Source organism: Cupriavidus sp. 2KB_3 (genome assembly GCF_052115685.1).
In the GTDB taxonomy this organism is placed as follows: domain Bacteria; phylum Pseudomonadota; class Gammaproteobacteria; order Burkholderiales; family Burkholderiaceae; genus Cupriavidus; species Cupriavidus campinensis.
In genome coordinates this window covers 138,991-151,976 of sequence record NZ_JBFRHD010000013.1, presented here as the reverse complement: position 1 = coordinate 151,976, position 12,986 = coordinate 138,991, and the positions used below count along the sequence as shown (strand labels likewise).

Annotated in this window: 11 protein-coding genes; 8 read left to right on the top strand and 3 right to left on the bottom strand. The window is 69.1% G+C overall.

Annotation, left to right across the window (positions count from 1 at the left end):
• Positions 1 to 7: 7 nt before the first annotated feature.
• Positions 8 to 1,567, bottom strand: a complete 1,560-nt coding sequence (locus AB4120_RS15845; RefSeq protein ID WP_441642561.1) for a methyl-accepting chemotaxis protein — start codon at positions 1,565 to 1,567, stop codon at positions 8 to 10.
• Between the two features lie 309 nt (positions 1,568 to 1,876).
• On the opposite strand from AB4120_RS15845, the gene AB4120_RS15840 reads away from it, so the two are divergent.
• From AB4120_RS15840 to AB4120_RS15815, 6 genes are all read left to right on the top strand, one after another.
• On the top strand, positions 1,877 to 2,530 hold the full coding sequence (locus tag AB4120_RS15840; protein ID WP_149138471.1) for a PepSY-associated TM helix domain-containing protein: 654 nt from the start codon (positions 1,877 to 1,879) through the stop codon (positions 2,528 to 2,530).
• A gap of 34 nt (positions 2,531 to 2,564) precedes the next feature.
• Positions 2,565 to 3,086 (top strand): DUF2271 domain-containing protein, encoded by a 522-nt coding sequence (locus AB4120_RS15835; protein WP_149138470.1) that lies wholly within the window; start codon positions 2,565 to 2,567, stop codon positions 3,084 to 3,086.
• Between the two features lie 69 nt (positions 3,087 to 3,155).
• Positions 3,156 to 3,989 (top strand): DUF4198 domain-containing protein, encoded by an 834-nt coding sequence (locus AB4120_RS15830; protein ID WP_149138469.1) that lies wholly within the window; start codon positions 3,156 to 3,158, stop codon positions 3,987 to 3,989.
• Between the two features lie 9 nt (positions 3,990 to 3,998).
• A complete protein-coding gene (locus AB4120_RS15825; RefSeq protein WP_149138468.1) occupies positions 3,999 to 5,027 on the top strand; it encodes an FAD:protein FMN transferase in 1,029 nt (342 codons plus the stop codon).
• Positions 5,024 to 6,619: a flavodoxin domain-containing protein gene (locus tag AB4120_RS15820; protein ID WP_149138467.1), complete on the top strand. Its 1,596-nt coding sequence runs from the start codon at positions 5,024 to 5,026 to the stop codon at positions 6,617 to 6,619. Before AB4120_RS15825 ends, AB4120_RS15820 begins: the two co-directional genes overlap by 4 nt.
• Positions 6,620 to 6,724: 105 nt before the next feature.
• A complete protein-coding gene (locus AB4120_RS15815) occupies positions 6,725 to 9,205 on the top strand; it encodes a penicillin acylase family protein (RefSeq protein ID WP_441642560.1) in 2,481 nt (826 codons plus the stop codon).
• A gap of 51 nt (positions 9,206 to 9,256) precedes the next feature.
• On the opposite strand, the gene AB4120_RS15810 is transcribed toward AB4120_RS15815, so the two are convergent.
• Complete coding sequence (locus AB4120_RS15810; RefSeq protein ID WP_144197571.1) at positions 9,257 to 10,006, bottom strand: creatininase family protein; 750 nt, start codon at positions 10,004 to 10,006, stop codon at positions 9,257 to 9,259.
• 21 nt (positions 10,007 to 10,027) lie between these two features.
• Positions 10,028 to 11,317, bottom strand: a complete 1,290-nt coding sequence (locus AB4120_RS15805; protein ID WP_149138466.1) for an MFS transporter — start codon at positions 11,315 to 11,317, stop codon at positions 10,028 to 10,030.
• Positions 11,318 to 11,468: 151 nt separating this feature from the next.
• On the opposite strand from AB4120_RS15805, the gene AB4120_RS15800 reads away from it, so the two are divergent.
• Both AB4120_RS15800 and AB4120_RS15795 read left to right on the top strand, forming a co-directional pair.
• On the top strand, positions 11,469 to 12,386 hold the full coding sequence (locus AB4120_RS15800) for a LysR family transcriptional regulator (protein ID WP_149138465.1): 918 nt from the start codon (positions 11,469 to 11,471) through the stop codon (positions 12,384 to 12,386).
• Between the two features lie 108 nt (positions 12,387 to 12,494).
• A complete protein-coding gene (locus AB4120_RS15795) occupies positions 12,495 to 12,947 on the top strand; it encodes a DUF2501 domain-containing protein (protein WP_441642559.1) in 453 nt (150 codons plus the stop codon).
• Positions 12,948 to 12,986: the final 39 nt, after the last annotated feature.

The window sequence follows — 12,986 nt, the reverse complement described above, 5'->3', positions numbered from 1 at the left end:
ACCTGCTTCAGATTGCGCCTGCCAACCTGAACTGCCCCACGGCCCGGTGCAGGGCGTCTGCCTGGTCTTCCAGCGACGCCGCTGCGGCCGTGGCTTCCTCCACCAGCGCCGCGTTCTGCTGCGCCATCTGGTCCATTTGCGACACCGCCTGGTTCACCTGCTCGATGCCGCCGGTCTGTTCCTCGGTGGCGGCGCGCATCTCGCCCATCAGGTCCGTCACGCGCTTCACCGCTTCCACGATCTCCTCCATGGCGCGGCCGGCGCCTTCCACCAGCACCGCGCCGTCTTCCACGCGCTGGGCCGAGTTGTCGATCAGGGCCTTGATCTCCTTCGCCGCCGTGGCCGAGCGCTGGGCCAGGCTGCGCACCTCGCCGGCCACCACGGCGAAGCCGCGGCCCTGCTCGCCGGCCCGGGCGGCTTCCACCGCCGCGTTCAGCGCCAGGATGTTGGTCTGGAAGGCGATGCCCTCGATCACGCCGATGATGTCCACCACCTTGCCGGAGGCCGCCTTGATCTCGCCCATGGTACCCACCACCTGGTGCACGATCTCGCCGCCGCGCACGGCGATGTCCGAGGCGCCCTCGGCCAGCCGCGACGCCTGCCGGGCGTTGTCCGCGCTCTGGCGCACCGTGCTGGTCAGCTCCTCCATGCTCGCGGCGGTTTCCTCGAGCGAAGCGGCCTGCTCCTCGCTGCGGCGCGACAGGTCCACGTTCCCCGCCGCGATCTGGCGCGCCGCGCCGGCGATCGAATCGGCCGAGCTTCGGATTTGCCCGATGGCACCGGTCAGGCGCGCCTGCATCTGCTGCATGTTGTAGAGCACGCTTTCCTGGTCGTTGGGCGCGGTCTGCACATGCGAGGCGAGGTCGCCCTCGGCGATGCGCGCCGCGATCTGCGAGGTCAGCGCGGGCTCCCCCCCCAACTGCTTCTGCAGGCTGACGGACACCCGCACCATCACCACGCTCATCAGCGCGCCCACGCCCAGCAGCCAGGCCAGCGCTTCCCACAGCGACTGGCGGAATTCAGCGTGGATGTCATCGAGGTAGAGCCCGGCGATGAAGTCCCAGTCCCACGGCTTGAAGTTCAGCACGTAGCTCAGCTTGGGCTGGGGGGCCTCGGCGCCCGGCTTGGGCCACAGGTATTCGACGAAGCCGTGGCCCGGGTTCTTGCCCAGCGCGGCAATTTCCCGGAACAGGTAGACCCCGTTGGGGTCCTTCATGTCTCCCATGTTCTTGCCATCCAGTTCCTTCTTGATGGCGTGCATGAGCACCACGTGATCAGAACGCATCACGGTGAAATAGCCGTCCGCGCCGAAGCGCAGCGCGCGCACGCGGTCCAGCGCCTGCTTCTGGGCCTCATCCACCGGCAGCTTGCCGGCCCGTGCCATTGCCTCGTACTCGGTAACGATGGAGTTGGCGACATCGGTCACCTGCTCGAGCGACAGCTTGCGATCGTGCAAGCGCAGCGCGCGCATTTCCCAGGCATTCCAGAGGGTGATGGCCAGCAGGCAGATCCAGCTCAACACCAGGGGCAGCATGAGCTTCTTTCTCAGGCTGAGATTTTGCAGCATTCGATTTCCTCCATTTCCTTGTCTGAAACCCGTTCGGGGCGATCTCTTTGTCGCCCTCTATGGGTGCCATAACGGCGCGGTCATCAAGGATCTTGATCGGGGGGAAACACTGATAGGGTTGGGTGATGAGAGAGGCGCATGGGTTCTCGGGCCGCCCAACCGCTGGGGCTGTAACGCAACGTAACCAAGAGCGGCGTGCCGATTACGTCATGTCGGATTGCTCCAACAAATGAGAACGATTATCATCCGCCGGTTGCGGCTGATTGACAGGCCGCCGCGCACCCGGCGCACCTCCCATTTTTCTCCCGCATGACAGACAACCAGCCGGCCTCCGGCCAGCAGCGCCGCGCCTTCTGGCTCAAGCACCTTCACCAGTGGCACTGGATCAGTTCCGCGATCTGCCTGATCGGGATGATGCTGTTCGCCATCACCGGTTTCACGCTGAACCACGCCGGCCAGATCGAGGCCCGGCCCAGCGTGGTCACGCGCAGCGACACCGCACCGCGCGAGGTGCTGGCCGCCCTGCGGCACGCGGCCCCGGCCGGTGCCGCCCGGAAGACCGAAAAGACGCCGGTGCCGCCCGCGCTGGCCCAGTGGCTGTCGGCGTCCCTCCATGTGGATGCCGAGGGGCGCGAGGCCGAATGGTCTGCCGATGAACTCTACGTGGCCCTGCCACGCCCCGGCGGCGACGCCTGGGTCAGCGTGGCGCTGGACAGCGGCGAGGTGCAATACGAAGCCACCTCGCGCGGCTGGATCTCGTATTTCAACGATCTGCACAAGGGCCGCAACACGGGCCACGCGTGGAGCCTGTTCCTCGATGTGTTCGCCTTCGCGTGCCTCGTCTTCAGCCTCACCGGGCTGTTCCTGCTGAAGCTGCACGCCGGGGGCCGCGCGGCCACGTGGCCGCTGGTGGGCGCAGGGCTGGTGGTGCCGCTGCTGCTCGCCATCGTGTTCATTCACTGATTTGCATTCCTTCCAACCAGAAAAGGTAGTTCCGATGCGCCGACTCCTTACCGTGACCATGACTGGCCTTGCCGCCGCGCCGCTGGCGCCCGCCATGGCCGCCGATCTGAACGTCAAGGTGGAAATTCCCCGCCTCACCGTGGCCGAGTACCACCGCCCCTACGTGGCGATGTGGGTGGAGCGTGCCGACCAGAGCCCCGTCTCTACGCTGGCGGTCTGGTACGACGGCAAGCTCAAGGACGGCGAGGGCACCAAGTGGCTCAAGGACATGCGCCAGTGGTGGCGCAAGGCCGGCCGCGACATGCAGATGCCGGCCGATGGCATCTCCGGCGCCACCCGCGCGCCGGGCGAGCACGCGGTGTCGTTCAAGGACGGCAAGTCGCCGCTCGGCAAGCTGCCCGCCGGCGACTACCAGCTGGTGGTGGAGGCCGCGCGCGAAGTGGGCGGCCGCGAGCTGGTGCGCGTGCCCTTCACGTGGCCGCCGCAGTCCGCGCAGACGGCCCTCGCCAAGGGCGAACATGAACTCGGCGGCGTCACCGTCGACCTGAAGCCCTGACCCATCCGCCGTTCTCACCCCGTTTTTGACTGGATTGACTGGATTGACTGGATTGACTGGAGCCTGACGATGAACAAGCCTGCCCGTTTCCCGCAACGCCTTGCCATGCGCGCCGCCGTGCTGGCGCTGGCCGCCCTGGCCCCGCTGGCCGCCCACGCCCACCGCCAGTGGCTGCTGCCGTCGGCCACCGTGCTGTCCGGCAACGACGCCTGGGTGACCGTGGATGCTGCCGTCTCCAACGACCTGTTCTACTTCGAACACGTGCCGATGCGGCTCGATAACCTCGTCGTCACCGGCCCCGATGGCGCCGCCGTGAAAGCCGAGAACGCCGCCACCGGCAAGTACCGCAGCACCTTCGACCTGCACCTGACGCAGCCGGGCACCTACCGCGTGGCCGTGGTCAACCAGGGCGTGTTCGCCTCGTGGAAGGAAGGCGGCCAGACCAAGCGCTGGCGCGGCACCGCCGAGGCGCTGGCCGGCAACGTGCCGGCCAACGCGCAGGACCTGCAAGTGACCGAGAACGCCGGCCGCGTGGAAGCCTTCGTCACCGCCGGCAAGCCGTCGAAGCAGGCGTTGTCCACCACGGGCCGCGGCCTGGAGCTGGCGCCGATCACCCACCCGAACGACCTCGTGGCGGGCGACACGGCCAGCTTCCGCCTGCTGCTGGATGGCAAGCCGGCCAGCAACCTGAAGGTGGAGATCGTGCCGGGCGGCATCCGCTATCGCGACAAGCTCAACGACATGAGCGTCACCACGGACGCGGACGGCAAGTTCAGCGTCAAGTGGCCGGCCCCGGGTATGTACTGGATGGAAGCCGATGTGCGTGACGACAAAACCTCGGTCAAGCAGGCCAAGGCCCGCCGCGCGGGCTACGCCGTGACCGTGGAAGTGCTGCCCCAGTAAGCCCGGCCGATGCAGCGCGTCCTGATCCCCACCTCGCTGACCGCCCCGCCGCCCACACCGGTGGCGGACGGCCACGTGCGGCAGTGGGCCGGGCGGACCATGGGCACCACGTGGTCGGTGTCGGCGGTGCTGGCAGGCGATGAGGATGCAGGGATCGAGGCCGGGATCGAGACGGTACTCGCCAACGTCATCGCCCAGATGAGCAACTGGTCCGAGACCTCGGACCTGAGCCGCTTCAACCGCGCTGCCGCCGATACCTGGCTCACGCTGCCCGAGGATTGCTTCACGGTGCTCCAGGCCGCGTTGCAGGTGGCGCGCGACAGTGGCGGCGCCTACGACCCGAGCGCCGGGCCGTTGGTGGACCTGTGGGGTTTCGGCCCCGCAGGGCTGGCGCATGCGCGCCAGACCGCGCCCACGCCGGACGACGTGGCGCGCGTGCGCCAGCCCTGCGGCTGGCAGCGACTCGAGGTCGATGTGACCAACCGCCGGGCGCGCCAGCCGGGCGGGCTCGCGCTGGACTTCTGCGCCATCGCCAAGGGGTTTGCCGTCGATGCGGTGTCCTGCCATCTGGACGCGCGCGGCATCACCCATCATCTGGTCGAGATCGGCGGCGAGTTGCGCGGACAGGGCTTGAAGCCGGACGGCATGCCGTGGTGGGTGGAACTGGAATCCCCCGAGGGGAACGGGAACGGGGGTGGGAACGCCCCCGGCGCCGCCCGCACGCTGGTGGCGCTGCTCGGGCTGTCCATCGCCACGTCCGGCGACTATCGTCGCTACTTCGAGCAGGACGGGCGGCGTTTCGCCCATACCATCGACCCGCGCACCGGCTACCCGGCGGCGCACGCGCTGGCTTCGGTCACGGTGATCCATCGGGACTGCATGCTGGCCGATGCCTTCTCCACGGCGCTGACCGTGCTTGGCCCGCAGGCGGGCATGGACTTCGCGCGGCGCCATGCGCTGGCGGCGCGTTTCCTGGTCCGCACGCCGCGCGGCTTCGATGAACTTACCTCGCCGGCGCTCGCCGCCATGCTGTCATGACCGTCCGTCGCCTGTGGCCCTGGGCCGTGTGCCTTGCCGGCGTCGCGCTGGCCGTGCTGTCCCCGGAGCGGATGCCGACGGCCGCCGGCGTGGTGGTGGCCTATGCGGGCTTCTGCGCCGCCATCCTCGCCCAGCATCGCCGCCGCCGCGCGGCGCGGGCCGGGCTCATCCATGAGGACACTGGCGACGCGCGCCCGACGCTGGTCGCCTACGCCAGCCAGACCGGCTTCGCCGAGCAACTGGCGATGCAAACCGCCCGCGCGCTGCAGGGTGCCGGGCTGCCGGTGCAAGTCTTGTCCTTCGCCGAACTGGACGGCGCGCGGCTGGCCGCTTGCGCACAGGCGCTGTTCCTGGTCAGCACCACGGGCGAGGGCGACGCGCCCGATACCGCCTCCGGCTTCACGCGCAAGCTGGTGTCCGGCGCGGCGCCGGCATCGCTGCGCGAACTGCGCTACGGCATTCTCGCGCTGGGAGACAGCAGCTACGCACGCTTCTGCGCCTTCGGGCATACGCTGGCCGGCTGGTTGCAGCGTCATCACGCCCAGCCGCTGTTCGTCATGGTTGAGGTGGACAACGGTGACCCCGGCGCGCTGCGCCACTGGCAGAACCATCTCTCGGCGCTCAGCGGCGGCGCGGAGATTGCCGACTGGGAGCGCCCGCGCTATGGCCGCTGGCAGCTGGTGGAGCGCCGGCTGCTCAACGCCGGCAGCCAGGGGGCGCCGGCCTGGCACCTCGCGCTGGTGCCCGAAGATCCCAGCGATCTGGCGTGGACGGCCGGCGATATCGCCGAGGTCGGCCCCTGCCAGCCGCCAGACGTCGTGGCGACGCTGCTGACCCGCCTCGCGCTCGATGGCGCCACGCCGGTCCGTTGCGACAGCCGCCCGATGACGCTGGCCGAGGCCCTCGCCACGCGCCTGCCGCTGCCCGATGCCCATCTCGACACCATGGCCGGCCTGGCCCCGCAGGCGCTGATCGACGCCCTGCCGGCCCTGCCGCACCGCGAGTATTCGATTGCCTCGCTGCCCACCGATGGCCGGCTCGAACTGCTCGTGCGCGAGACCCGCCACGACGATGGCCGGCTGGGGCTGGCCTCCGGCTGGCTGACCGTCCATGCGCCCGAGGGCGCGCATATCGCGCTGCGCGTGCGCGCCAATCGTGCGTTTCATCCGCCCGCCGATGACCGCCCGCTGATCCTGATCGGCAACGGCACCGGCCTCGCCGGCCTGCGCGCGCTGCTGAAGGCCCGCGCGGCCGCCGGCCATCGCCGCAACTGGCTGCTGTTTGGCGAGCGCTCCGCCGCCCATGACGACTTCCACGGTGCAGAACTGCGCGCGTGGCAGGAACAAGGTGTGTTGCAGCGCATCGACCGCGCCTGGTCGCGCGATGGCGGCGCGCCGCACTACGTGCAGGACGCCGTGGCGGCGCAGGCCGACGCGATCCGCGCGTGGCTGGCCGAAGGCGCGGCAATCCACGTCTGCGGCAGCCTGCAGGGCATGGCCGGCGGCGTGCACGCGGCCCTCGCCGCGATCATCGGTGCAGACGCGCTGCAGGCGATGACCGAGGACGGGCGCTACCGTCGGGACGTCTACTGAAACGCCTGTCTTGCGGCGGCGCACGATCGTCGTATGCGCCAGATCGGCTTCACATTCGTCTATCCTCAAGGCTCCTGATTCAACAGGCCCCGAAGAGGAGACACAATGCTTCACCATCCCCGTCCGCTGCGGCGCGCTGCCGTGGCGCTCGCTTGTCTTGCCACGCTCACCAGCCTCACCACCCTCACCACCCTCAGCACCGCCGCCCTCGCCGCCGGCCCCGACCGCTTCACGGTGCCGGGGCTGGAGAAGCCGGCCAGCATCCTGATCGACAAATGGGGCGTGCCCCATATCTACGCCGGCACGCTCTACGACGCTTTCTACGCGCAGGGCTTCATGGCCGCGCGCGACCGCCTCTGGCAGATCGACCTCTGGCGCAAGCGCGGGCTCGGCGAGATGGCCAAGGACTTCGGGCCGGCCTATGTCGAGGGCGACCGCATGGCCCGCGCGGTGCTGTTCCGGGGCGATATGTACCGGGAGTGGCTGGCTTACGGCTCAGACGCCAAGCGCGTGGCCGAAGCCTTCGTGGCCGGCGTGAACGCCTACGTGGCGCAGACCGAGGCCAACCCGGCGCTGCTGCCGCCCGAGTTCCGCGTGCTGAACTACAAGCCCGCGCTCTGGCGCGCCGAAGACATCGTGCGGATTCGCCACCACGGGTTGACGCTCAATTTCACGGGCGAGATCGACCGCGCGGCGGTGTTCTGCGAGGCCAAGGCCAACGCGGTGCGCGCCGACTGGGTGCGCCGCGAACTCGATCCGCCGGTCGAGCCGAAGCTGGCCGAGGGGCTGGACCCCTGCGCGCTGCCGGTGGCCGAGCTGAAGCAGGCCTACGCGCTGGCCACGGCTGCGCCGCGCTTTCCGAAGGAGTGGTGGACACCGGGCGCCAGCAAGGCTGCGGCCGCGGGGGCTGGGAACGTGCCGGTGGACCAGCTCTATGCGATGGTCGATGCGTCCAGCGACACCGGCCGCAGCCTGGGCTCGAACAACTGGGTCATCGCGGGCAGCCGCACCACCACGGGCCGGCCGATCCTCGCCAATGACCCGCACCGCGCGCACGGCGCGCCGAGCCTGCGCTACATCAGCCACCTGAATGCGCCGGGCCTGTCCGTGATCGGCGCCGGCGAGCCGTTCCTGCCGGGCATCTCGATTGGCCATAACGGCACCATCGCCTTCGGCCTGACCCGGTTCTACATGGACCAGGAAGACCTCTACGTCTACGAGACCAACCCCGGCCAGGCGCGCGAGTACCGCTACAAGGGCCGCTGGGAGCCGATGGAAACCGTCACCGAGCAGATCGCGGTGCGCGGCGAGGCCACGCCGCGCACGGTGACCATCGACTACACGCGCCACGGCCCGGTGCTCTACGCCGACGCCAGGACCCAGCGCGCCTGGGTCCTGCGCGCCGCCTGGCTGGACTACGGCATGGCGCCGTATTTCGGGTCGATGGACTACATGCGCGCGCGCAGCTGGGACCAATTCCGCGCGGCGATGAACCGCTGGGGCGCGCCGGGCGAGAATCAGGTCTACGCGGACACCTCGGGCAATATCGGCTGGATTCCGGGCGGCCTGACCGTGAACCGGCCCAACTGGGACGGCCTGACGCCGGTGCCCGGCGATGGCCGCTACGAGTGGGCCGGCTATCGCAACATGGACGAACTGCCGTGGGCCTACAACCCGACGCCGGGCTATGTGGTCACCGCCAACGAGAACAACATCCCGGCCAACCATCCGGCCGCGAAGATTGGCGTGGGCTATGAATGGAGCGACAGTTCGCGCGCCCGGCGGCTCAAGGCCGTGGTGGGGGCCAAGTCGCGCAGTTCGGTGGCGGATTCGATGGCGTGGCAGAACGACACGGTGTCCCTGCCGGCCCAGCGCGTGGTGGCGCTGCTCAAGCCGCTCAACAGCCCTGACGCGCAAGTCCAGCGCGGGCTGGACCTGCTGCGCAACTGGGACGGCAACGAGCGCGCCAACAGCGCGGCGGCGGCGCTGTTCGAGGTCTGGTTCAGCAAGCACCTGCGCACGGCCATCGTGCGCGGGGCGCTGTCGCCGGAGGCGGCCAAGCTGGTGGGCGCGGGCGATGCCAGCCGGGTGATCGCCGTGATGGAGCAGCCCGACAGCTGGATGACCGTGGAGCGCCGCAACGAGATCATGCTCGGCACGCTGAAGTCGGCCATGGCCGAGGTGGAGAAGGCGCTCGGGCCGGACCCGGCGGCGTGGCAGTGGGGCAAGCTGCACACCGCCGTGTTCAACCATCCGCTCAACGCCATCCTCGACCCCGCCCTGCGCCAGCAGTACGACGTGAACGCGGGGCCGATCGGCGGATCGTCGTTCACGCCGATGAACACCAGCTATCGCAACAATGACTTCCAGCTCACCGCCGGGGCCTCGTTCCGGATGGTGCTGGACGTGGGCAACTGGGACGCCTCGCGCGCGGTGAACACGCCGGGGCAGTCGGGCAATCCGGCCAGCCCGCACTACCGCGATCTGGCGCCGCTGTGGGCCAAGGGGGAGTATTTCCCGCTGGTCTACACGCGCAAGGCGGTGGAAAGGGCGACCACCGAGCGCGTGGAACTGGTGCCGCGCTAGAGGGGCGGCACCGGGCGGCACCGGGCGGCACCGGGCGGCCGGCGGCCAGAATCAGGCCGGCGGCTGTTCCTGGCTGAACGCCGCCAGCTCGCGCGCCAGGCTCTGGGCCGCGAGTTCCACCAGCGCGCGGCCCCGCTCGCGCGTGGCCAGGCCCGGGTTGGAGCCCAGCCGGCCGTCCGGGAAGCGGGCGCGGAAGTCCAGCGCATCGCGGATCGGGCCGGACGGCGCGATGGGCGGCGCGTAGTCGGCGGTCTTCACCGATTCCGGGAAGGCCCATTGCGTGATGGCGATCTCGGAGGGCGTGGCGTGCGCGCCGTGCCCGGTCGGGAACTGGTCGCGCGCCAGTTCGCCCACGCCTTCCAGGTCCCACCAGTTGGCCAGTTTCAGCGCGAAGCCGGCCGGGCGCCGCGCGAAGCTGGCTTCCGCGTACAGCTCCGAGAACGCCGCCTCGATCGAGGCCACATTCCCGCCGTGCCCATTCAGGAACAGGATCTTCTCGAAGCCGTGCAGGGCCAGCGAGCGTACCCAGTCGCCAATCGCGGCGATGAACGTCGACGGCCGCAGCGAGATCGTGCCGGCAAAGGCAAGGTGGTGCTGGGCCATGCCGATATTGAAGGTCGGGGCGATCAGGATGTCGGCTGATTTCTCCGCCTCCCGCGCGATGATCTCGGGGCACAGCCAGTCGGTGCCCAGCAGCCCGGTCGGGCCGTGCTGCTCGTTGGAGCCAATCGGTACGACGATGGTGCGGCTGCGCTGGAGGAACGATTCGATTTCGGCCCAGGTGGACATGTGCAGTTGCATGGGAATCCTCTTATGGGTGGGCTACCGATGGGTCGGCAGCTTGTTGGTGATGACGATCAGGGCGGCAAAGACAGGCAGGGAAGCCATGACCAGCACGCCCAGGTGCAGGCTGCCGGTGGCAGTCTTGGTCCAGCCGATGATGGCCGGGCCCCAGAAGCCGCCCGACAGCCCGATGGTGTTGATCAGGGCGATGCCGCCCGCTGCCGCCGGCCCCTTGATATAGGCGGGCGGAATCGCCCAGAAGACCGTATAGGTCATCCACAGCGCCGTGGTGCCCAGCGTCAGCAGCGCCAGCGTCAGGAACAGGTGGCCGTCCGCCAGCGTCGAGGCCGCCAGCAGCACGGCGCCGGCCAGCGCGGGCACCGCGCAGTGGAAGCGCCGCTCGTTCCTGCGGTCCGAGCGCCGGCCCATGTAGACCATGCCGAAGGCCGCGCCGATATAGGGCACTGCCGCGTACCAGCCGAGCTGCACGGTGTCCGTCACGCCCTGCGCCTTGATCAGGGTGGGCAGCCAGAAGCTGATGGCGTAGATCGCCGCGATGATGCAGAAGTAGGCGAAGGCCAGCACGTAGATGCGCTTGTCGCGCGCCACGGCCCGGAACGAGTGGCTGTGGGCGCCGCCGGCATGGCCGAGATCGGCCTCCAGGATGCGGCGCTCCTGATCGTTCAGCCAGGTGGCCTCGGACGGCTTGTTCGGCACCAGCTTCAGCGCCAGCAGGCCCAGCAGCACGCAGGGCAGCCCTTCCACCAGGAACATCCACTGCCAGCCGGCGAGGTTGCCGGCGCCGGCGAGCGAGGTCATCAGCCAGGCCGACGCCGGCGCGCCCAGAATGCCGCCAATCGGCCCGGCCAGGAAGACGATGGCGATGGCGCGCGCCATGCGCTGCGGCCCGTACCAGCACGACAGGTAATAGATCATGCCCGGCGCGAAGCCCGCCTCGAAGATGCCGAGCAGGAAGCGCATGGCGTAGAACGTCGGCACATCGCGCACGAACAGCATGCAGGCCGAGGTGATGCCCCACAGCACCAGGATGCGGCTGAAGGTCTTGCGCGCGCCCACCCGCGGCAGCATCAGGTTGCTCGGGATCTCGAACAGCACGTAGCCGATGAAGAAGATGCCAGCGCCCACGCCGTAGGCGGCGTCCGAGAAGCCCAGGTCGCTCTGCATCTGGAGCTTGGCAAAGCCGATGTTGACGCGGTCCAGGTAGGCGAACAGGTAGCAGATCAGCAGAAAGGGCAGCAATCGCCAGTTGATCTTGTTGTACAGCGCTGACGTGTCGTCAACGGCACTTTCTTGAGGGATTGCTAGCATTGCCGGTCTCCAGTCTGTTCTCTCTGCAGGCGTGCCTGCTGGGGGGTTTCTGGATATTGGCAGCGGTGCGCCCACCTACCAACAGCAACAAAGTTCACGTATCGTTGCTCCTCAGGCAACGTAGGGAAGACCACGTAGGGAAGGCAGCGAGATGCGCGAGATCAATCAGCAGCGGTTGCGGTACTTTCGGGAGGTGATGGCGCACGGCACGATCCGGGGCGCGGCGGAGCACCTCAACACGTCACCGTCGGTCATCACCCGGCAGATCCGGCTGCTGGAGGACGAACTGGGCTCCACGCTGTTCGAGCGCCAGCCGCGCGGGCTACGGCCCACGGCGGCGGCGGCGCATCTGCTCGAGTTCTGGCGCGGCTATCGTTCCCACCAGGAAAAGCTGGAGGATCAGCTCCACGCCTTGCAGGGGCTCCAGCAGGGCGAGGTGCGGCTGGTCATCAGCGAGGGGTTTGCCGATGCGCTGGTCAACGAGGTACTGGCGCCGTTCTGCGCGCGCTATCCGAAACTCGAGATCCACATGGTCAGCCTGCCCGTGGACGACGTGCTGAACGAGGTGGCCGAAAGCCGGGCCCATATCGGCCTGGCCTACAACCCGCCGCCGCACCCGCGCGTGGAATACCGCGCCAGCGCGGCCCAGCCGGTGGTGCTGCTGGTGCGGCGCGACCACCCGCTGGCGCTGCGCGGCGGCCCGGCCAGCATCGCGGACATGCAGGCCTACCCGCTGGCGCTGATGCCGCCGTCGTTCGGCATCGGCCATGCGGCCAAGATGCTGGAGTTCGCCGAGAACATCACCATCCACGCCACGCTGACCACCAACTCGCTGCCGGCGCTCAAGCAGATCGTGGCCTACGAGAACTTCATGACGCTGATCGGCGAGTTCGCGGCCTACCGCGAGATCGCGGCCGGGCAACTGGCCGTGGTGCCGATCGACCATCCGCTGTTCCGGGGCACGCAGGCCCGGGTGCTGGTCAAGGCGGGGCGGCCCCTGCCGGGCGCGGCGCTGGCGCTGCTGGCGCAGATCACGGAGGGGATGTCGATGTTCCGCGGCCATGCGTAGCATGACGCATAAGGCACACGCGATCTCAAAAACGTTCAGATCGGATCAGGCGGACGCCGGCATATAGTGGTGAGGCCGCTCCCGGCATGACCGGACAAGGAGTCTCGCATGGCCAAATTTTCCGTCCCAGCCACGCCGCGCCGCGCCGCGTGGCTGACCATTCCCGCGTGCTGCATCGCCCTCTCCGCCCTCCCGGGCGTGGCCCAGGCGCAGCTCGGCGACTTGATGAAGTCGGCCCCCACCGGGGGGCTCGGCGGCATCAGCGGGCTGTCGATGTCGTCGCTCAGTGCCGGCAGCGCCGGCAATGCCGCCGGGGTGATCGAATACTGCATGAAGAACAACTACCTCAACGCCGACTCGGCAACCTCGGCGGTGAAAGACAAGTTGCTAGGCTCGGTGCCGGGCGGCACCAAGGACGCCGGCTACAGCGACGGCTCGCGCGGCGTGCTCTCCACCAGCAACGGCCGCCAACTCGATCTCAGCAACACCGCCAGCATCAAGGCCGAAGTCAAGAAGCAGGTCTGCGACAAGATCCTCGCGCAGGGCAAGTCGATGCTGTGAGGCGGGCGGGGGCCGGCCCGCCCGGTCTCACCTGACTCA

Excerpts from the sequence above, each read along its gene's own strand:
- AB4120_RS15845 (WP_441642561.1), bottom strand. The coding sequence starts at position 1,567 with ATGCTGCAAAATCTCAGCCTGAGAAAGAAGCTCATGCTGCCCCTGGTG.
- AB4120_RS15840 (WP_149138471.1), top strand. The coding sequence starts at position 1,877 with ATGACAGACAACCAGCCGGCCTCCGGCCAGCAGCGCCGCGCCTTCTGG.
- AB4120_RS15835 (WP_149138470.1), top strand. The coding sequence starts at position 2,565 with ATGCGCCGACTCCTTACCGTGACCATGACTGGCCTTGCCGCCGCGCCG.
- AB4120_RS15830 (WP_149138469.1), top strand. The coding sequence starts at position 3,156 with ATGAACAAGCCTGCCCGTTTCCCGCAACGCCTTGCCATGCGCGCCGCC.
- AB4120_RS15825 (WP_149138468.1), top strand. The coding sequence starts at position 3,999 with ATGCAGCGCGTCCTGATCCCCACCTCGCTGACCGCCCCGCCGCCCACA.
- AB4120_RS15820 (WP_149138467.1), top strand. The coding sequence starts at position 5,024 with ATGACCGTCCGTCGCCTGTGGCCCTGGGCCGTGTGCCTTGCCGGCGTC.
- AB4120_RS15815 (WP_441642560.1), top strand. The coding sequence starts at position 6,725 with ATGCTTCACCATCCCCGTCCGCTGCGGCGCGCTGCCGTGGCGCTCGCT.
- AB4120_RS15810 (WP_144197571.1), bottom strand. The coding sequence starts at position 10,006 with ATGCAACTGCACATGTCCACCTGGGCCGAAATCGAATCGTTCCTCCAG.
- AB4120_RS15805 (WP_149138466.1), bottom strand. The coding sequence starts at position 11,317 with ATGCTAGCAATCCCTCAAGAAAGTGCCGTTGACGACACGTCAGCGCTG.
- AB4120_RS15800 (WP_149138465.1), top strand. The coding sequence starts at position 11,469 with ATGCGCGAGATCAATCAGCAGCGGTTGCGGTACTTTCGGGAGGTGATG.
- AB4120_RS15795 (WP_441642559.1), top strand. The coding sequence starts at position 12,495 with ATGGCCAAATTTTCCGTCCCAGCCACGCCGCGCCGCGCCGCGTGGCTG.